We start from the raw sequence: 17398 nt of genomic DNA on the forward strand, positions 1-17398 counted from the left end.
GACGATATTTGAGATGGGCTTAGCTTAACCTTGTTAGTTACATAATGCAACTAACAAAAATTTATCGTGCGCTATTTTGTATGCAGGTATAGTTATAATTCTTTACTAAGTAAGTTACCTCCCATCGCCCAACTCAATATTGCTATGCTCGAACCCATTATTTCAACTGTTGATATTGTCTTGCTGATCATCCAAGAAGATCGCTTGTGCGTCACGCTGTCCAAACGGGACAAAGAACCTTACGCAAACCAGGAAGCCTTGCCCGGCGGGTATATTCACGCACAAGACGATAGGGATTGCCTGGACGCCGCGGTACGCATCCTGCAACAAAAAACCGGTTTGCTGCCGCCCTATTTAGAGCAACTGAAAACCTTTGCCGGCGCAGCGCGTGACCCACGCGGCTGGTCGATCTCGGTGGTGTATTTTGCCTTGGTTGATGCCGATTTGATCTTGTCAGTAAACAACCCCGGGCTGACTATTTGTGCAGTGGATGCCTTGCGGCGCTTACCGTTTGACCATAACGACATCATTGCCACGGCGGTGGAGCGGATTCGTAACAAGTCGCAGTATTCCTCCTTGCCTTGTTACTTGGCCGGTGAAACCTTCAGCCTGCCGAGATTGCAAAAGATTTACGAGGCTTGCTTAGGCGAAACGTTGAATAAAGTCAGCTTTCGGCGAAAAATGGAGGAACTGGGGGTGCTGGAAACAGTAGAAGGGCAAACCGAAGCCGCCGGCGCGCACAGACCCGCGCAGCTCTATCGGCTGAAAAGCGAATTTAAAAATCAGTTGAAGCTATTGGTGCGCGGATTATAGATTCCGGCCTTTTTCGGAGTCGCTTTTTTGCATTAAGCCATCCAGCGTCAAGCCGCAACTCGGCGCAAAGGCCTGCATAAAAAACACTACTTCCGGCTGCTGCAATTCATGAATATTCTGAGCCAACTGCGCGGCGGCCAGTTCAAACTCGGTGTTGCCGGCTTTGAGTTCGGCCTGGCATTTTAGATAAGCGGAAATCTTGTCGGCCGCTTTGATGACGTGCTGATCAGCCTCCGGCAGGCTTTCGTGCTGAATAAATGCGCGAAAATCCTCGCGCAATGCGTCCGGCAACAAGTTCAACAGCTCGGTTTCGGCCTGTTGTTCGATTTGCTTGTAAGCGCCGAGTATCGCCGGTGAGTGGTATTTGATCGGTGTCGGCAAATCGCCGGTAATCACTTCCGTCACATCATGATACAGCGCGGCGGTGGCAACCGCATTGGCGTCGAGTTGGCCGTCAAAATAGCGATTTTTGATTAAGGCCAGCGTGTGGGCAATCACCGCCACTTCCCAGCTATGCTCCATGACATTTTCTTCATGGGCGTTGCGCTTCAAGCCCCAGCGCTTGATCCAACGCAAGCGCGATAGGTAAGCATAAAAACTGCTGCTAATGGCTGACATCAATGATCGCTGTAGGTTGTCGTGCAGACCTTACGTTCATCGCAGTGCACGGTCTTTTTGATGGTGGTGGGCTTTTTAATCGGCTGGTTTGCTGCCAACGTCTCCAGACTGGTCATGGACTGATTCGCGGGGCTGATGCCTGCTTGGTTATTGGCTAACAAGGTCAGCGTATTGCCGGTTTGCGTGATCTGGAAATATTTTAAAGTATTCATGCCAATCAACACTTCATCCAGATGGTCGTTGATGTGCGCATCAAGATTTTTAATGACAGCACTACCCAGAACCAAGCTGGTGATTTGAGTCGCGCGATCCGCTACTTTGCCGCCGGCAGTATTGGATTGCACCACGCCGCCGAAGGGCAAACCGGCTTGGATTGCCATACTGCTCGGAATCACGGTTTTGGTCGCTCCGGTGTCGATTAGAAAAGGCATAGGCACATTATTGACTAACACCGTACCGCGAAAATGGCCTTGCGGGTCGGTTTTTAAAACCACGCCGCCGGCTTTGGGAGTAATCAGATTAGATTGTGGTTGGGCTTGCGGAGCCATAGCCACCGGAAGCGGTATCTCCGTCTGCCTTTTGGACTGTTGGAACCTCAAAAAGGCATCGGCGCCGTACCACAGGGCGGCAATGGTTAAGACCGGAAACAAAAGATAGCGAATGCCGCTGTGACCGGATTTTCCGCGATCCCGCTGCGTCGTCCGATGAGCGACCACATCAGGGCCGGCAATTTTAGACTCTGGTTGATATTTTTCCCGGTAGTAGTCGCGATCCTGTATGCCCATGTTCCGTTCCGACAATCTGCGTTCAGCGAAAAAACTCGTAGCATTCTCAGCTAGCGCCGATTATTACCTAAAACTTAGCATACTGGTGAGCGGGAGTGAGAAAACGGGGCTCCCGCTTAAGCGGGAGCAACGATGTTTGAGGGCCGGGTTAATAAAACCGGGTTAACCGGGTCCAGTGCCGATCAATCCACCGCTTATGCGAAATACAACGCGCGCAGCTCACTTTGCGATGCAGCGCTCAACTCTTTGCCATCGCTTTTGCGGGTGACTGTGTACACACCTTTACCGAGAACGATTTCCTCGCCATCGCTGGCAAAGCCAACGACGTTATGATTGGCGTCGAAAGGAATACGATGCAAACCGCCGTTGTGGCTGTTGAAGTCGGCGATAATACCCATATGCGGCGGGTTTTTTACCGAATCCCACCAAGGCAGCTTGCCGGCATCCTGCGCCCAAGTTTCACTCAAGGCTTCCGGCGGCAGGCAACGTTCGACCAGGCGCTGGCCGATCACAGCAAATTGCATGCGCGCGATTTTCTCGGGTTCGGTGCCGACCATATCCCGCGTTTCCAGAATATCACCACTCAGATACGCATCGCTTGTTGAAACAACGCGGTTCCATGTGCCGTCAAGATTTTTGTGTTCAAACATTTTATTCCCCTTAGTCGATTTGATTTGGACAGGCATTAACCGCCAAGCAAAATCATGACCAATTTCCGCCGGCGCCAAAATTCGGCAATAACTGTTTGTTTTTAAAACTTAAGGCCGCTTCGAGTAAGTCTTCCGGCAGGCTCAAGGCGAAGCATATGTTATTGATTCCGTTCGTGGTAAGTTTGTCGGGCACGTCAGTGCAATCAATGTGTTAAAGGCTTCCTTGTAAATAGGCTCCCAGCCCTTTCATCGCTATCTCAAAACCCGCAAAAAGCTCTATCTTCGGGAACGCTTGCCAACTGTCCGACAATTTATCGAATTCCCGACAAAAACGCTCAGTATCGTAAGGTCAATCTGAGTGAAGAGATGTCGAAAGCCTGCTGCCCTTTTTCATGCTAAGGATCAATAACTCGTTTTGCGGCTACCAGCGTCCGCGTTGGTGATTCTCGAATCCCGGCATTTGCTGCGGTTGCGGTGGGTAGACGAAACCCCTTACTGGCGGTAATCCATAATAGTCGGCGGGAGCCTGATAGCCGGTCGGAGGCTGAGGAACGTAGCCGCGATAGCCACCTCGATAGCCCTGAAAACCTTGATTGCCTTGATTTCTTGGATAGTCTTGAAAATCACGATCACGATCACGATCCTGTTCATAGTCATTGCTGTAATCGTCTCGGCGATTGTATTGCCGCAGCTCGGGTTGCTGCCGGTATTGTCGTTGCTGCGGTTGCTGACGTGGCGTGTAGACCCAGTCATCTTGATCGCCGAAGGCCGTGCCTGACAAAAGCCAGCCAAATACCAAAACTATCGCTTGCTTAACCATAAATCCCCCTAAAGTTGGATTTTAGTGAATACTCGTCAGTTTACTAAAAGATGGCGTCGGACTCAGTCATTTAGGTGTTGAGCAATTGTGCGCTCAGATCAATAAATATCTAAAAATTAAATATACATATGCAATTTAATCATTAATAAGCTGAGTGATTGCGCTGGCATAATGAAGTCACTTATCGAATATTATGAAGTTTAAGGTGATTGTCTATGAATTTAATGTATACGGCATCCGGTTTTGCCGTGGGTATGTTGGTGGGTGTTACCGGGGTTGGCGGCGGTTCGTTGATGACGCCGCTTCTGGTGTTTTTGTTTGGCTTTAAACCCGCCGTCGCGGTAGGCACGGATTTACTGTATGCGTCGATTACGAAAACCGCAGGGGTGTTTGTTCATCACGGTAAGCACGGTTCGGTAGATTGGAAAATCGTCGGCTGGTTGGCGTTGGGTAGCTTGCCTTTTGCAGGTGTAACACTTTATGTGTTGAAAAATCTGATGGAGGTTGGCAAGGAAGTGACCGGTGCAATTACCTTTACCTTGGGTGTGGCTTTGTTGCTGACCGCTCTGGCCTTGCTGGTTCGCAGTATTCTGTTGCGCAAAGCGTCCAAGAGTGCGGAGATTGATGACGAACACAGCAACCAGGTAAATAGTGGCCGATTTTCACCGCGTTGGGAAAAAGTTGCAACGGTTTTTACTGGTGCTGTGCTGGGGGTGTTGGTGACATTGTCGTCGGTTGGTGCCGGAGCTTTGGGAACCGTTGCTTTGCTATTTCTTTATCCAAGAATGACGACCTTGAAAATAGTCGGCACCGATTTGGCGCACGCGATTCCTTTAACCGCGGTAGCTGGTTTGGGGCATTTGAGCCTGGGGAATTTCGATCTGGATTTACTGATCAGCTTGCTGCTGGGGTCGGTGCCGGGTATTTGGGTCGGCAGTCATCTAAGTGCAAAGATTCCCGAATATTTTTTGCGTCCGGTGTTAGCGACTTTACTGCTGGTGATAGGCTTAAAATTCGTATTGCAATAAGCCCAATCTGGTTTTCCGAATAAAAAAGCCGTGCTCGTCTTTGCGACGAGCACGGCTTTTTTGTTTGCCTATTTCGGTGCGCGTTTGCGTTCGTTTTCAGTCAATAAGATTTTACGTAGACGAATTGATTTAGGTGTCACTTCGACCAACTCGTCATCGCTGATAAATTCCAAAGCTTGTTCCAGCGTCATTTTTTGAATTTTGGCGCAGGTCAAGCTGTCGTCAGAGCCCGCCGCGCGAATGTTGGTTAAAGGTTTGGGCTTGGTCGGGTTAACCACTAAATCGTTACCGCGAGAATGGATACCGACCAATTGACCTTCGTAGATTTCATCGCCATTAACCACCAGCAACTCACCGCGAGCTTGCAGCGGATACAGTGAATAATCGACCGCTTTACCTTTGGCCATGGAGATCAACACGCCACGCACGCGATTGCCCACCGCGCCTTCTTTCACCGGACCATAATGATCGAATACGTGATAGAACAAACCCGAACCGGAGGTTGCGGTCAGGAATTCCGTTTGAAAGCCCAACAAACCGCGGGAAGGCACGACATATTCCAGACGGATGCGGCCTTTACCGTCCGGCACCATGTCTTTCAGGTCGCCTTTACGGTCACCCAATTTTTCCATGATGGTGCCTTGATGCTGCTCTTCCACTTCAATCGTGACATTTTCAAACGGTTCTTGTTTGATGCCGTCGATTTCCTTGATGATCACTTGCGGGCGCGAAACGCCCAGCTCGAAACCTTCGCGGCGCATGTTCTCGATCAATACCGACAAGTGCAATTCGCCACGACCGGACACTTTAAATTTATCCGGATCGTCGGTGGTTTCAACACGCAGGGCCACGTTGTGCTGCAACTCTTTTTGTAAGCGGTCGTAAATTTGGCGAGTGGTAATGAATTTGCCTTCTCTACCGGCAAACGGCGAATTGTTGACCTGAAAGGTCATGCTCACGGTCGGTTCGTCGACCGATAGCGGCGGCAAGGCAACTACATTGTTAGGGTCGCACAAGGTTTCCGAGATTTTCAGATTCTCGATACCGCAGAAGGCAATGATGTCGCCCGCTTGCGCGGTTTCCACTTCGACGCGCTCCAAGCCATGGAAACCATACAGTTTCAGCATGCGGCCACTACGGGTTTTGCCTTCGTTATCGATAATGGTCAATGGCATGTTGCGCGAGACTTTGCCGTGCTTGATACGGCCGATGCCGATTACGCCGACGTAGGAGTTGTAATCCAGACTGATGACTTGCATTTGGAACGGTGCGTCCACATCAACCGGCGGCGGCGCTACTTTATCGACAATAGTTTGGAACAGCGGTGTCATATCGCCGCCGGATACGTCGGCTTCCAGGCCGGCGAAACCATTTAACGCCGAGGCATACACAATCGGGAAATCCAATTGCTCATCGGTGGCGCCGAGGTTATCGAACAAGTCAAAAGTTTGGTCGACGACCCAATCAGGGCGCGCGCCGGGACGGTCTACTTTATTGATCACCACAATCGGTTTTAAACCCAAGGCAAAGGCTTTTTTGGTAACAAAGCGGGTTTGCGGCATCGGGCCGTCGACCGCGTCAACTAACAATAAAACTGAATCCACCATCGATAAAACCCGTTCAACTTCGCCGCCGAAGTCGGCGTGTCCTGGGGTGTCGACGATGTTGATGTGATAGCCGTTCCAGTCGATCGCGGTGTTTTTCGCCAGAATGGTAATGCCGCGTTCTTTTTCCAGCGCGTTGGAGTCCATCACCCGTTCGTCGACTTTGGTGTGCGCGTCGAAGGTGCCGGATTGCTGTAAAAGTTGGTCGACTAAGGTGGTTTTGCCGTGGTCGACGTGGGCGATGATCGCGATGTTTCTGAGTTTTTCTATCACAATAATTTACTAGATGATTTTTAAGGAACAGATAGGCCGAACGGACAAGCCGCACAGCGGGATTTAGTTTTGGTTTTCGCGCTGGCGCGGACCGAAATTGGCTGAGGGATTAACTTTGTTGCCAAGGCAAGCCATGAAAACGCCAGCCGCCGGTATTGCCGCGGTGTTTGTTTTCATCCAGCGGGCCTTCGAAGCCTTCCAGAATGTTGATCAGATGCTGATAACCTGCCGCTTCCAGGGCTTTGGCGGCGTCTACAGAGCGTTGTCCGCTGCGGCATAAGAGCAGTATCGGCGCGGCTTTATCCGGGGCGTGCTGTTGTACTTGCTCCACAAAACCCGTATTTAACTGCATGCCGGGAAATTCTTTCCAGGCCACATGAATGGCTTGCGGCGGGTGGCCGACAAAGCTGTGCTCAATGGCTGTCCTGACATCGATCAGTACCGCTGCCGGGTTGCTTTGTAATACCGCCCAGGATTGTTTGGGGTCGAGATTTTCTATCATTAATTTACCGCTTTATTTTTGCCCGATAAAACAGGCTTCGTTTCTGTTGCCGAATTGCGTATCGCCGAGTTTTGCGTACTCCTGGTAAAAAACCACACTTAAGGGGCAGAACAGCCGCAATAATTCGTTGTTTTCCAGTAAATAATCGGGATTGCTGGGGCCTTGTTGGTCAAGTTTGTTGCGGGTAAATGTTTGATAAAACAGCAGGCCGCCCGGTTTCAAGGCTGCCATTATCGCATTACACAGGGTTCGGTCAAGAAAACGACTGATGACAATCACGTCGAAAGTTTGATTTGTAAGTGTTTCGGCGTAGATATGGCATTGCCGAGTGGCGATGGAAAGGCCTTTTTCGGCAGCCTGTTGTTGCAATATTCCCAGGCCGACCGAGGAAATATCCCAAGCATCGACGGCCAGTCCGGATCCGGCCAGTAATATCGCGTTGCCGCCGATGCCGCAGGCCAATTCCAGCGCTTTGCCTTGCTTGGGTAGCAAATACTGATGCCGCGCCAACACCTCGGCTGGCGCAGGTGCGGCGGTGGAATCTCGATAAATGGCGTCCCACTTGCTTTGTAGATCGGTCATGGGTTCATGCCGATTCTATGCGGTAGCCAGGCTTGAATAAACTCCAGAAACGAACGGACTTTGGCGGATAAATATTTGCGGTGTGGGTAAACCGCATAAATCTCCAGCGGCGCGATACCGTATTGCTCCATGACCACTTGTAAACGGCCTTGTTCGATGTCGCGACCGACGATGTAGCGCGGCAACATGATCAGGCCTAAGCCATTCACCGCAGCGTTGCGGATCGGATCGGCCATGTTGGCCTGCATCCGGCCTGTGACAGTAACGGTGCGTTCGCCGAGTATGCCCTTGAATCGCCACTTGTTACGGGGTGGGATCGCCCAGTTGATCAAGCAGCTGTGGTCTTCCAGGTCTTCGGGGTCTTGTGGCGTACCGTGTGCTTTGAGATATTCCGGAGAGGCGCATACGACCAGCGACGAGCTGGCCAGTTTTCGGGCCACCAGGCTGGTATCGTTGAGTTGTCCCAAATAAATAGCCAGATCGACGCCCTCATCGATTAAATCGACTTGTCCGCCTTTCAGCACCATTTCCACCGATAGGTCAGGGTAGTTTTTTAGATATTCGGTCAAGCCCGGCGAAATATGGCTGGCGCCGATGACTGGCGGTGCCAGAATTTTCAGTGTGCCACGTGGCTCTGTTTGCAGGTGAGTGATCGCCGATTCCATCTCGGCCACGTCCAGTAGGACTTGCTGGCAGCGCTCCAGGTAAGCCTCGCCGGCTTCCGTCAGGCTTAAGCTGCGGGTTGTGCGATTGAATAAGCGTGTGTTCAGTTCGCTTTCCAACTGCATAATATGTTTGGTAGCCATTGCTCTGGAAATATCGAGATCTTTGGCGGCTCCGGCAAAGCTGCCGGCTTTGGCGACGCGGACAAAGACATTCATGCTGGTTAGTTTGTCCATGGTATCTCCTGGAAAGTAAAAAATTCACCAAAAAGCGTTGACATTTTTATTGTTTCTAAATTGTATACAATTTATTTAGTAAAAGCCTAATTGTAAACTTTTTTCTATCCTGTATAGTGCGCTGCAACTGAAGAGCAAGCACATGAAGTCTTGTCAAGCGCAAGATTTAAAAATAGAGAATTTGAGCACAATGAACGACTTTAAAAAAGACATCTTAATCGGCGCTCTTTTTATTGTCGGTGTTTGGAGCTTTATTTCCGGCTTGTTCGTCATCTCTACTGTGCTGTTCGCTGTCACCTCCATATTTAGCAATATGTCGACTAAGGCGCTGCTGAATAGCTGATCCAAGAATTTGTAACTACCTCCTGGTGTTGTAATAACGAGCGGAACCTCCTTCTAAGCACTCCGCTGGTTTTTTTGCCTTCCTCTGCGCAAGCATAGGGAGGCTTTTTTTTGCCGATAGATTTTTTTTGGCTGCTTCGGCAACGTGCTATGATTTTGCAATTTTCAATCCAAACAAAAGCTAATGAGCGAAGTTTTACAGCAATTGGCCGAGGTTCTTGAGCAGCGCAAGTTGCAAACCGCCGATCAGTCCTACGTAGCCAGTTTATACGCCAAGGGCTTGGATCATATTTTGAAAAAAATCGGCGAAGAGGCTACCGAGACGGTGATTGCCGCCAAAGACGGCGATAAGGATAAAATTGTGTATGAAACTGCCGATCTTTGGTTTCATTGCATGGTGATGTTGGCGCATCAGGAACTCGGGCCGGAACATGTGATCAGTGAGTTGCAAAGGCGCTTCGGATTGTCCGGTTTACAGGAAAAAGCGCAGCGCGATATTTCCTGATAGTAAAAATTAAGGAGTGAACAATGGGTTTAAGCATCCCTCATTTATTAGTGGTTTTGGTTATCGTGATCTTGGTGTTTGGCACCAAGCGCCTGAAAAATATCGGCGCCGATCTTGGCGAAGCGATTAAGGGCTTTCGTTCTGCCGTTAAGGAAGGTAGCGAAGATAAGGCGATTGCAAGCAAGGAAGAGGAGCCTTTGGAAGGCGAAGTCACTAATAAAGAAAAAGACCGAGCTTAGTCTGCGATATGTTCGACGTCGGCTTTTCAGAATTGTTGATGGTGGGGTTGGTGGCGCTATTGGTGCTCGGCCCGGAAAAATTGCCGAAAGCGGCCCGCTTGGCTGGGTTTTGGGTAGGAAAAGCCCGTACTGTGTTGGCCACTGCTAAGGCGGAAATTAAACAGGAATTGCACGCTGAGGAAATGCGCCAGTTAATCCAGCAACAGTCCATAGCCGGCGAATTGCAGAAAGTGGTGCAGGATACTCAGTCAGCTCTCGACGATATTAACTTCAATGCTCAGGCAGCGACAGAAATCAATCAGGACGATGACAAGCCAAGCGCCGCTGGATAACGAGCAGTCATTTTTTAGCCATTTAGTCGAGCTGCGCGACCGCCTATTAAAGGTCGTGTTATGCGTGCTGCTGGTATTTGTTGGTACCGCAAGCTACGCCAACGAGATTTACGCCTATCTGGCCGAGCCACTGTTAGTGCACATGCCGAAAAACAGCACGATGATCGCCATTGATGTGGCCTCGCCGTTTTTCACGCCGTTCAAGCTTGCGTTTGTAGTGGCGGTGTTCGTTTCCATTCCCTTCATTCTTTACCAGTTCTGGGGTTTTGTGGCGCCCGGCTTATATCGCCATGAAAAACTGATGGTGGCGCCACTGTTATTGGCTAGTACGCTGTTGTTTTATAGTGGTGCGGCCTTCGCCTATTTTTTGGTATTTCCTCTGGTATTCGGCTATCTCACATCGGCGGCGCCGGCCGGCGTGGCGGTGATGACTGATATAGCCACTTATCTGGATTTTGTATTGGCAATGTTTTTTGCCTTCGGCTTATCGTTCGAAATTCCGATTTTCACTATCGTATTGGTCTGGACCGGCATCATCACCCCGGAAACGCTGTCTGAAAAAAGGCCGTATGTCATCGTTGGGGTGTTTGTCATCGCGATGTTTTTGACGCCGCCCGACGCTTTGTCGCAAACTCTGTTAGCGGTGCCGATGTGGTTGTTGTTTGAATCCGGATTGCTGTTTTCGCGATTGTTCGCCAAAAAAGAGTCGGCGGCTGAGGATCGTGAATAGTATCGCTCAGCGTTTCGCCTCGGTACGCAAGCAACTCCGTCAGGCCGAAATCGATGCGCAGCGTTCACCGGGGAGTGTGCAGTTATTGGCGGTCAGCAAGACCAAGCCCGCCGCCGATATTGCCGCAGCCTACCGTTTCGGTCAGCGCCATTTCGGCGAAAATTATTTACAGGAAGCCCTGAAAAAACAGCAGGAATTGGCGGCATTCAATATCAGCTGGCATTTCATTGGGCCGATTCAATCCAATAAAACCAAGCCTATTGCCCAGCACTTTGCCTGGGTGCACAGCGTTGATCGCCTAAAAATAGCCGAACGCCTCAGCGAGCAGCGTCCGGACTATTTGCCGCCTTTGAATATCTGCTTGCAGGTCAATATCAGCGATGAAGCGAGCAAATCCGGCATTGAATTGGCGGATTTGCCGGTACTGATCGAACAAGTCGGTAAGCTGCCCAATTTGCGTTTACGCGGGGTGATGGCGATTCCGGAGCCGCAGCAGGATTATCAGGCGCAATGCCTGCCGTATCGGCGGCTCTATCAGGCAGTGCGGCAACTTGATCGCCACGATCTCGATACTTTTTCGTTTGGCATGAGTGGCGATTTACAGGCAGCGGTTGCCGAAGGCTCAACGCTGGTGCGGATCGGCACGGCGCTGTTCGGCGAGCGTCCTAGCCAATAATTTGTTTTTCATGGATAATGCAGGGTATTTTCCGATAAATCCCCATTTTTCAACGCGATGAAACAAAAGCTGGAATCCCTGTTACAACAAGCCGTTACAGCCCTTAAAACTCAAGGTATTCTCGAAAACGATTTTATTGCGCAAATCAATTTGGAGCGCACCCGCGATGCGCAACACGGCGATTTCGCCACCAACCTGGCGATGTTGCTGGCCAAGCCGGCCAAACTTAATCCTAGACAGCTGGCCGAAAAAATCGTCGCGGCACTGCCGAGCGATGCGCTGATCACCAAGGTTGATATCGCCGGCCCCGGATTTATCAATTTCTTCATCAATCCCGATAGCCAATTTCAGGTCGTCAAACAGATACTGGATATCGGGTCGGAATACGGTTTGAGCAAGATCGGCGTTGGCAAGCGAGTGCAAGTCGAATTCGTTTCCGCTAATCCCACCGGGCCTTTACATGTCGGCCACGGCCGCGGCGCAGCTTATGGTTCTGCGGTGGCGGATTTGCTGGCGGCAGCCGGTTTTGAAGTCGAACGCGAATACTATGTGAACGATGCCGGCCGGCAGATGGATATTCTCGCCACCAGCGTCTGGTTGCGGTATCTGGAAGCCTGTGGCGAAGTTCTGCCTTTCCCTAGCAATGGCTATCGCGGCGAGTATGTCCGAGATATTTCCGCGAATTTGCATAAGAAAGCCGGCGACGCCTACCGCAGAGCTGCCGCGCTAGTGATGGCGGATTTGCCCGCCGACGAACCGCAAGGCGGCGATAAGGAAAAACACATCGATGCGTTGATCGACCGAGCCAAAGCCTTGCTCGGCGACGCTTATAAAGAGGTATTTCAAGCCGGTCTGGACGAAATTCTGGACGACATCAAAGACGACTTGGCTGAATTCGGCGTGAGTTATCAACAGTGGTTTTCCGAGCGTTCGCTGATGGACGATCATTCTGTTGAACAGGCTTTGCAGCGTCTGGATGCGGCCGGCTATCTTTATCAGCAGGAAGGTGCTACTTGGTTTGCCTCCAGTCGCCTGGGCGACGAAAAAGACAGAGTCGTGGTGCGCGACAACGGCCAGACCACCTATTTTGCCTCCGATATTGCCTACCACATGCACAAATTGGATCGGGGCTTCGATCAAATCGTCAATATCTGGGGGGCCGACCACCATGGCTATATTCCGCGCGTAAAAGCGGCGATGCAAGCCTTGGGCGCCGACGAATCCAAACTGAAAGTATTGCTGGTGCAATTTGCGATCTTGTATCGCGGCGACGAAAAAGTACAGATGTCGACCCGCTCCGGCGAATTTGTCACCCTAAGGCAACTGCGCAGCGAAGTGGGTAGAGATGCGTGCCGCTTTTTTTATGTGATGCGTAAATCCGAACAACATATGGATTTCGACTTGAAATTGGCCACTTCCAGAAGCAACGAAAATCCGGTTTATTATGTGCAGTATGCGCATGCCAGGGTGTGCAGCGTGTTGCGCCAGCTCGACGAAAAAGGCCGGCAACGCAATCCGCAGTTAGGTATGGAGCATCTGAATCTGTTGACCGAAGAGCAGGAAGCCGCGTTACTGACTACACTTTCCAAGTACCCGGAAACTTTGGAACGTGCTGCTGTGAATTACGAACCTCATCAATTGATTCATTACTTGCGTGAACTGGCCAATCAGTTCCACAGTTATTACAACGCGCACCAGTTTCTGGTGGACGACGATAAGCTCTGCAACGCACGCATCAATTTGATTTGTGCCGTGAAACAGGTATTGGTCAATGCCCTATCCCTATTGAAAATCAATGCACCCGAAGCGATGTAATGGCCAGAGACTATAAGCACCGCGTTCAAAGCCCCAGTTACACCAACAGTCGCAGAAAGCCGAAAAAGTCCTCGGTCCCACCTTGGCGCTGGTTGCTGGTCATCGCGCTGATTGTAGCTTTTGGGGTGTTTTTGAACATGATCCGCAAAATGGTGCCGGAGTTGGTGGCAGGCAAGTCGGAAGCGGAGATCCCGCAAGTAGTGGAAAAGTTAAAGCAGGAATTACCGGTCAAACCGCAAACTCAAGCCGCGGCCGTTGAGCCGGAAAAGCCGGCGGAGCCGCCGCAACCAGCGGAGCCGGAAGAACCGCGTTACGATTTTTATACCATACTGCCACAGGCGGAAGTCGTGGTGCCCGACTACGAAATCAAAACACGGGTGCGCGAGCAGCTAGTCGGCAAAACCAAGGCGGCCAAATACATTATGCAGGCCGGTTCCTTCCGGGAAGCGTCAGAAGCCGAGCGCCATAAGGCTAAGCTGGCATCGCTCGGCATAGAATCCCGGGTTGAGAAAGCTAAGGTCGGCAATGTTATCTGGCATCGGGTTAAGGTCGGTCCCTACGATAATCCCGCCAGCGTTTCCACGATTAAGGAATTGCTACAGAAAAACGGCATCGGTGTGATTGTTACCGAAAGCGGTCAATAAGCGTTCAAAAAAATCCAGGGATTTGCCTGGCATTGTTCAAGCAATTCTCCAGCGCAATGCTGTGTATACTGCGGTAGTAAATTAGATTGACTGGCTTGCTGTTTTAAGCTCTGATAACTTCAACAATTACGAGAGGAGAGGTCTTATGGTTAACAAAAAGACGATGGCGCTGATGGCTTTGGCGCTGATCATGCTGAGCGGTTGTAGCCGGGGTTTTCGGGCTAGCGAAGTCAAAGATGACGATTTGGTCGAGGTAAGCTACGAGGCTGTCGATCAGCTCCTTCTCGATTTGCGCGAGCCTTTGCCCAGAGGTAGTCTGGTGGTTATCAATTCGCTGGTTAATCTCGGAGAACTGGAGCAAACACTGGCGTTTGGCCGAATTGTCTCCGATCAAATTTCCTCGGCCTTTCATCGTTCCGGTTACCGGGTGATGGGTATGGAACTGCCTACCGAAATTTTTGCTAAAAACGAAGCCGGTATCCTGCAACTGCCTGATAAAACCAAGGAAGCTTTAAATAACGTCGGGGCTAAAGCGGTCGTCGTAGGATCGTTTGCTCCTGGCTACAACAATGTCTATGTGTCGCTAAGGGTTGTGGACATCGCCAGTCAGAACGTGATTTCTTCCACCGACTATTCTGTGTCGATGGGGCCGGATGCCAAAGTTTTGGTTAAAAAGCCGCCAGCACCCGCGCCAGCCAAGCCATAGCTCCCAACTATTAAGCGGATTGCCTTTAGGCAATCCGCTCCTCGCTATAGTTTAGCCATCAGGCTCGACGCACTAAAGTCCCCCTCTAATTACCCAGTTGCTCGTGGGCCAAGTTCTGTGCCAAATACCCAGAAATTGCCTGCGGCGTATCGAAATTGCCGTAAGCCAATAACAATTTAGCGTAAGCCGCTTCCAACGACGTATTCCAGATCATTTCCGCGCCCTCATCCAGTAACTCGCGAGTCGAGGCGTATGCGCTTTCCGAATATAGCGCCGGTGCCAGATAAATTTTGATGCCTTGCCCGGTGCAGCGTTTGACGAATTCCACCAGGCTGTATTGCTCTCCTGCTGCGGCAGAGGCGCAAGCCGTCCCGGAGTGGTAGAGGTCGTGCAGTACTGCATCGATCTTATCGAGATTGTAAGCAGCGTAATCCAGGCCTGGGTAAGGTCTGATCAACAATATTCGTTTGGAAAAATCGGGTTTAAGCGCAATCGGCGAGCGCGCGGCGGGCGCCAAATTTTGCAGAGAGTAGAAGCATCCGTTCTCGAAGCGCATCCAGGCCTGCGACTGCACGCTGATAAAATCGCTACTTAAGGGCAGGCAGGACGATAGTCGACTGCCGAGATGAATCAGCGTCGCTTGGCCTGGATTGCGATAAGGCACAAACACGCCGGCCAGACCAATTTGGCGGATAAATTCCACCGCACACAGAAAGTTCGCCACGCCGTTGGCTTGCGGGTTTTTCAGCGGCAAATCGCTGGAAACCAGCAGCAGCGGAATCGACAATCCATTGAAATACAGGCTTAGTGCGGCAGCACTAAAGGCCAGGCTGTCGGTACCGTGGGTGACGATGATGCCGGCGAATTGGCTTAAGTCCTCGGCTTCAATCGCAGCGATGATCTGGGGCCAGTGGCTGGGATGCAGGTTTTCGCTGAGAATCTGCAAGGGTTGCAAGGTTTTGAAGCTTACCGAATCCGGCTTGGCGTCGTGTTCCGCAAAACGTTGCAATAACTTAAAACCGGCGCTGCCGTCGGTATTGATGGTGTCGCCGCTGAGCTGCGAACCGATGGTGCCGCCGGTAAATATCAGCAGGATGTTTTTCTTCATAAACGATGGTTTCTAGTATGATGTTTTGCTCACAAAGCCCATCTTAAACACTCCGCATGAAAATATCACTGATCGTGGCGATGGCCGGTAATCGCGCCATTGGCCTGAACGGCCAAATGCCCTGGCATCTCTCGGCCGACTTGAAACGCTTCAAACAAATCACCATGGGCGCGCCGATATTGATGGGGCGTAAAACGTTTGAGGCCATCGGTCGGCCCTTACCGGGACGGGAGAATATCATTATCAGCCGCGACCCGAGTTATCAACAGCCCGGTTGCCGGGTGTTTGGCGACATCGATAGCGTGTTGCAATGCTATGCCGATAGCCCGGAGCTATTCGTGATTGGCGGCGCCACCTTATATGAAGCCATGCTGGCGTATGCCGATTATTTGTATCTGACCGAAATCCATAAAACCTTCGAGGGTGACACCTTTTTTCCGGAGATTGATGCCAGGCAATGGCGGGAGCTTGCCAGAGAGGACGTTGAAAATGATCAAGCCGTTGATTTCAGTTACAGTTTTTTAAAGTTGGAAAACGTCCGGCCTGGCTTTAGTGGCGTGCTGGATTTGCGCGGCCGCTCAGGATTAGGTGCGTTGTCATAAAACTGTCACATTTGCTTCATACTATTGTCACGCTAGGTTGGCAATATGAATCTTAAGTTTTAAACATTTCGAGAAAATATATGAAAAATACATTCAAGCTGAAATCGCTGGTTTTAGGATTTGGTTTTGCATCGGCCGCTTTAGTCGGCGGCGAAGCTGTGGCGGCTCCGGCGACTTTGGACCCCGCTTTGCCCGAATACGCGGCAGCCAGCGGCGTGTCCGGCAATATCTCCAGCGTTGGCTCGGATACTTTAGCTAACTTGATGACCTTGTGGGCCGAAGAATTCGGCAAGATTTATCCCAACGTCAACATTCAGATTCAAGCAGCCGGTTCTTCAACCGCGCCGCCGGCTTTGACCGAAGGTACCGCTAACCTGGGTCCGATGAGTCGGAAAATGAAAGACAACGAAATCGACGATTTCGAAAGCAAATACGGATACAAACCCACTGCGATTCCGGTTGCTATCGATGCGCTGGCGGTTTTCGTCAACAAGGACAATCCGGTTAAAGGCTTGAGCCTTCCGCAAGTGGATGCGATTTTGTCTTCAACCCGTAAATGCGGTTATGCCACTGACATCACCACCTGGGGTCAAGCCGGCCTGACGGGCGGATGGGCAAACAAACCTATTCAGCTGTATGGCCGTAACTCAGTGTCCGGAACATACGGTTTCTTCAAAGATGAAGCCTTGTGCAAAGGTGATTTCAAAAGTAACGTCAACGAACAGCCCGGTTCCGCGTCGGTCGTGCAATCGGTTACGACGTCGGCAAACGGCATCGGTTATTCCGGTATCGGTTATTCCACCTCGGGCGTAAAAGCCGTGCCTCTTGCCTTGAAAGACGGCCAGCCATTTGTTGAGGCTAGCCCGGAAAATGCCACTTCTGGTGCTTATCCCTTATCGCGTTTCTTGTATGTTTACGTGAACAAAAAACCTAACGAGCCGCTGGCCCCCATGGAAAAAGAGTTCATCAAAATGGTGTTGTCCAAAACCGGCCAACAAGTTGTGATCAAAGACGGCTACATTCCGCTGCCAGCCAAGGCAGTCGAAAAAGCTCTGACTCTGATTCAGTAATTACATCAGCCAAGGATGCCTGATAAAGGGACAATTCTGCATGGATGCAGCAAGG

Annotated in this window: 22 protein-coding genes; 13 read left to right on the plus strand and 9 right to left on the minus strand. The window is 50.9% G+C overall.

The annotated features are described in order from the left end of the window. The first annotated feature begins 144 nt into the window (after positions 1–144). Positions 145–813, plus strand: coding sequence for an NUDIX hydrolase (locus tag ACR02O_RS03490; protein ID WP_494522827.1), 669 nt, complete (start codon positions 145–147; stop codon positions 811–813). On the opposite strand, the gene yfbR is transcribed toward ACR02O_RS03490, so the two are convergent. From yfbR to ACR02O_RS03510, 4 genes are all read right to left on the minus strand, one after another. Then, positions 808–1431, minus strand: a complete 624-nt coding sequence (gene yfbR / locus ACR02O_RS03495; RefSeq protein WP_494522828.1) for a 5'-deoxynucleotidase — start codon at positions 1429–1431, stop codon at positions 808–810. The genes ACR02O_RS03490 and yfbR overlap by 6 nt on opposite strands. Then, positions 1431–2216: a retropepsin-like aspartic protease family protein gene (locus ACR02O_RS03500; protein ID WP_494522829.1), complete on the minus strand. Its 786-nt coding sequence runs from the start codon at positions 2214–2216 to the stop codon at positions 1431–1433. The genes yfbR and ACR02O_RS03500 overlap by 1 nt, the downstream gene beginning before the upstream one ends. 194 nt (positions 2217–2410) lie before the next feature. After that, positions 2411–2866: a hypothetical protein gene (locus ACR02O_RS03505; protein ID WP_101052747.1), complete on the minus strand. Its 456-nt coding sequence runs from the start codon at positions 2864–2866 to the stop codon at positions 2411–2413. A 421-nt stretch (positions 2867–3287) separates the two neighbouring features. Further along, positions 3288–3686, minus strand: a complete 399-nt coding sequence (locus tag ACR02O_RS03510) for a hypothetical protein (RefSeq protein WP_494522830.1) — start codon at positions 3684–3686, stop codon at positions 3288–3290. A gap of 215 nt (positions 3687–3901) precedes the next feature. Between ACR02O_RS03510 and ACR02O_RS03515 the strand changes: the two genes are divergently transcribed. Then, entirely contained in the window at positions 3902–4714 is an 813-nt protein-coding gene (locus ACR02O_RS03515) for a sulfite exporter TauE/SafE family protein (RefSeq protein WP_205452531.1), read from the plus strand. A gap of 68 nt (positions 4715–4782) precedes the next feature. Here ACR02O_RS03515 and typA read toward each other — a convergent pair whose 3' ends face one another. From typA to ACR02O_RS03535, 4 genes are all read right to left on the minus strand, one after another. Beyond that, positions 4783–6591, minus strand: coding sequence for a translational GTPase TypA (typA, locus tag ACR02O_RS03520; RefSeq protein ID WP_346015185.1), 1809 nt, complete (start codon positions 6589–6591; stop codon positions 4783–4785). Positions 6592–6700: 109 nt separating this feature from the next. Further along, positions 6701–7093 carry a rhodanese-like domain-containing protein gene (locus ACR02O_RS03525; RefSeq protein ID WP_319961570.1) on the minus strand — a complete coding sequence of 131 codons (393 nt, stop codon included), beginning with the start codon at positions 7091–7093 and terminating at the stop codon, positions 6701–6703. A gap of 12 nt (positions 7094–7105) precedes the next feature. Next, complete coding sequence (locus tag ACR02O_RS03530; protein WP_494522831.1) at positions 7106–7675, minus strand: class I SAM-dependent methyltransferase; 570 nt, start codon at positions 7673–7675, stop codon at positions 7106–7108. Then, positions 7672–8574: a LysR family transcriptional regulator gene (locus ACR02O_RS03535; protein ID WP_020484211.1), complete on the minus strand. Its 903-nt coding sequence runs from the start codon at positions 8572–8574 to the stop codon at positions 7672–7674. The genes ACR02O_RS03530 and ACR02O_RS03535 overlap by 4 nt, the downstream gene beginning before the upstream one ends. A gap of 190 nt (positions 8575–8764) precedes the next feature. Here ACR02O_RS03535 and ACR02O_RS03540 point away from each other — a divergent pair, with 190 nt between their 5' ends. The 9 genes from ACR02O_RS03540 to ACR02O_RS03580 all read left to right on the plus strand — a co-directional run bounded on the left by ACR02O_RS03540 (position 8765) and on the right by ACR02O_RS03580 (position 14563). Continuing rightward, positions 8765–8917: a hypothetical protein gene (locus tag ACR02O_RS03540; protein WP_494522832.1), complete on the plus strand. Its 153-nt coding sequence runs from the start codon at positions 8765–8767 to the stop codon at positions 8915–8917. 183 nt (positions 8918–9100) lie between these two features. Continuing rightward, entirely contained in the window at positions 9101–9421 is a 321-nt protein-coding gene (locus ACR02O_RS03545; protein WP_171697187.1) for a phosphoribosyl-ATP diphosphatase, read from the plus strand. 23 nt (positions 9422–9444) lie between these two features. Further along, the gene (tatA, locus tag ACR02O_RS03550) at positions 9445–9660 is read left to right on the plus strand and encodes a Sec-independent protein translocase subunit TatA (RefSeq protein ID WP_033156884.1); all 216 of its coding nucleotides are present in this window, start codon (positions 9445–9447) and stop codon (positions 9658–9660) included. 8 nt (positions 9661–9668) lie between these two features. Beyond that, complete coding sequence (tatB, locus tag ACR02O_RS03555; RefSeq protein ID WP_026602621.1) at positions 9669–9992, plus strand: Sec-independent protein translocase protein TatB; 324 nt, start codon at positions 9669–9671, stop codon at positions 9990–9992. After that, positions 9967–10722 carry a twin-arginine translocase subunit TatC gene (tatC, locus tag ACR02O_RS03560; protein ID WP_205452536.1) on the plus strand — a complete coding sequence of 252 codons (756 nt, stop codon included), beginning with the start codon at positions 9967–9969 and terminating at the stop codon, positions 10720–10722. Before tatB ends, tatC begins: the two co-directional genes overlap by 26 nt. Beyond that, positions 10715–11398 (plus strand): YggS family pyridoxal phosphate-dependent enzyme, encoded by a 684-nt coding sequence (locus tag ACR02O_RS03565; protein WP_458138840.1) that lies wholly within the window; start codon positions 10715–10717, stop codon positions 11396–11398. The genes tatC and ACR02O_RS03565 overlap by 8 nt, the downstream gene beginning before the upstream one ends. A gap of 57 nt (positions 11399–11455) precedes the next feature. After that, on the plus strand, positions 11456–13213 hold the full coding sequence (gene argS, locus ACR02O_RS03570) for an arginine--tRNA ligase (protein WP_458138841.1): 1758 nt from the start codon (positions 11456–11458) through the stop codon (positions 13211–13213). Then, positions 13213–13857 carry an SPOR domain-containing protein gene (locus ACR02O_RS03575; RefSeq protein WP_458138842.1) on the plus strand — a complete coding sequence of 215 codons (645 nt, stop codon included), beginning with the start codon at positions 13213–13215 and terminating at the stop codon, positions 13855–13857. The genes argS and ACR02O_RS03575 overlap by 1 nt, the downstream gene beginning before the upstream one ends. Positions 13858–14002: 145 nt before the next feature. Continuing rightward, on the plus strand, positions 14003–14563 hold the full coding sequence (locus ACR02O_RS03580) for a FlgO family outer membrane protein (RefSeq protein WP_033156879.1): 561 nt from the start codon (positions 14003–14005) through the stop codon (positions 14561–14563). Between the two features lie 85 nt (positions 14564–14648). Here ACR02O_RS03580 and ACR02O_RS03585 read toward each other — a convergent pair whose 3' ends face one another. Next, complete coding sequence (locus ACR02O_RS03585; protein ID WP_458138843.1) at positions 14649–15671, minus strand: asparaginase; 1023 nt, start codon at positions 15669–15671, stop codon at positions 14649–14651. Positions 15672–15727: 56 nt separating this feature from the next. Between ACR02O_RS03585 and ACR02O_RS03590 the strand changes: the two genes are divergently transcribed. Both ACR02O_RS03590 and ACR02O_RS03595 read left to right on the plus strand, forming a co-directional pair. Beyond that, on the plus strand, positions 15728–16273 hold the full coding sequence (locus ACR02O_RS03590; RefSeq protein WP_458138844.1) for a dihydrofolate reductase: 546 nt from the start codon (positions 15728–15730) through the stop codon (positions 16271–16273). An 80-nt stretch (positions 16274–16353) separates the two neighbouring features. Further along, positions 16354–17343 carry a PstS family phosphate ABC transporter substrate-binding protein gene (locus ACR02O_RS03595; protein WP_458138845.1) on the plus strand — a complete coding sequence of 330 codons (990 nt, stop codon included), beginning with the start codon at positions 16354–16356 and terminating at the stop codon, positions 17341–17343. Positions 17344–17398: the final 55 nt, after the last annotated feature.

This window comes from Methylomonas sp. PHL2-19 (assembly GCF_059331595.1).

Excerpts from the sequence above, each read along its gene's own strand:
- ACR02O_RS03525 (WP_319961570.1), bottom strand. The coding sequence starts at position 7,093 with ATGATAGAAAATCTCGACCCCAAACAATCCTGGGCGGTATTACAAAGC.
- yfbR (WP_494522828.1), bottom strand. The coding sequence starts at position 1,431 with ATGTCAGCCATTAGCAGCAGTTTTTATGCTTACCTATCGCGCTTGCGT.
- tatB (WP_026602621.1), top strand. The coding sequence starts at position 9,669 with ATGTTCGACGTCGGCTTTTCAGAATTGTTGATGGTGGGGTTGGTGGCG.
- ACR02O_RS03505 (WP_101052747.1), bottom strand. The coding sequence starts at position 2,866 with ATGTTTGAACACAAAAATCTTGACGGCACATGGAACCGCGTTGTTTCA.
- ACR02O_RS03590 (WP_458138844.1), top strand. The coding sequence starts at position 15,728 with ATGAAAATATCACTGATCGTGGCGATGGCCGGTAATCGCGCCATTGGC.
- ACR02O_RS03500 (WP_494522829.1), bottom strand. The coding sequence starts at position 2,216 with ATGGGCATACAGGATCGCGACTACTACCGGGAAAAATATCAACCAGAG.
- ACR02O_RS03585 (WP_458138843.1), bottom strand. The coding sequence starts at position 15,671 with ATGAAGAAAAACATCCTGCTGATATTTACCGGCGGCACCATCGGTTCG.
- ACR02O_RS03490 (WP_494522827.1), top strand. The coding sequence starts at position 145 with ATGCTCGAACCCATTATTTCAACTGTTGATATTGTCTTGCTGATCATC.
- ACR02O_RS03575 (WP_458138842.1), top strand. The coding sequence starts at position 13,213 with ATGGCCAGAGACTATAAGCACCGCGTTCAAAGCCCCAGTTACACCAAC.
- argS (WP_458138841.1), top strand. The coding sequence starts at position 11,456 with ATGAAACAAAAGCTGGAATCCCTGTTACAACAAGCCGTTACAGCCCTT.
- ACR02O_RS03580 (WP_033156879.1), top strand. The coding sequence starts at position 14,003 with ATGGTTAACAAAAAGACGATGGCGCTGATGGCTTTGGCGCTGATCATG.
- tatA (WP_033156884.1), top strand. The coding sequence starts at position 9,445 with ATGGGTTTAAGCATCCCTCATTTATTAGTGGTTTTGGTTATCGTGATC.
- ACR02O_RS03510 (WP_494522830.1), bottom strand. The coding sequence starts at position 3,686 with ATGGTTAAGCAAGCGATAGTTTTGGTATTTGGCTGGCTTTTGTCAGGC.
- ACR02O_RS03535 (WP_020484211.1), bottom strand. The coding sequence starts at position 8,574 with ATGGACAAACTAACCAGCATGAATGTCTTTGTCCGCGTCGCCAAAGCC.
- ACR02O_RS03515 (WP_205452531.1), top strand. The coding sequence starts at position 3,902 with ATGAATTTAATGTATACGGCATCCGGTTTTGCCGTGGGTATGTTGGTG.
- ACR02O_RS03530 (WP_494522831.1), bottom strand. The coding sequence starts at position 7,675 with ATGACCGATCTACAAAGCAAGTGGGACGCCATTTATCGAGATTCCACC.
- ACR02O_RS03540 (WP_494522832.1), top strand. The coding sequence starts at position 8,765 with ATGAACGACTTTAAAAAAGACATCTTAATCGGCGCTCTTTTTATTGTC.
- tatC (WP_205452536.1), top strand. The coding sequence starts at position 9,967 with ATGACAAGCCAAGCGCCGCTGGATAACGAGCAGTCATTTTTTAGCCAT.
- ACR02O_RS03595 (WP_458138845.1), top strand. The coding sequence starts at position 16,354 with ATGAAAAATACATTCAAGCTGAAATCGCTGGTTTTAGGATTTGGTTTT.
- ACR02O_RS03545 (WP_171697187.1), top strand. The coding sequence starts at position 9,101 with ATGAGCGAAGTTTTACAGCAATTGGCCGAGGTTCTTGAGCAGCGCAAG.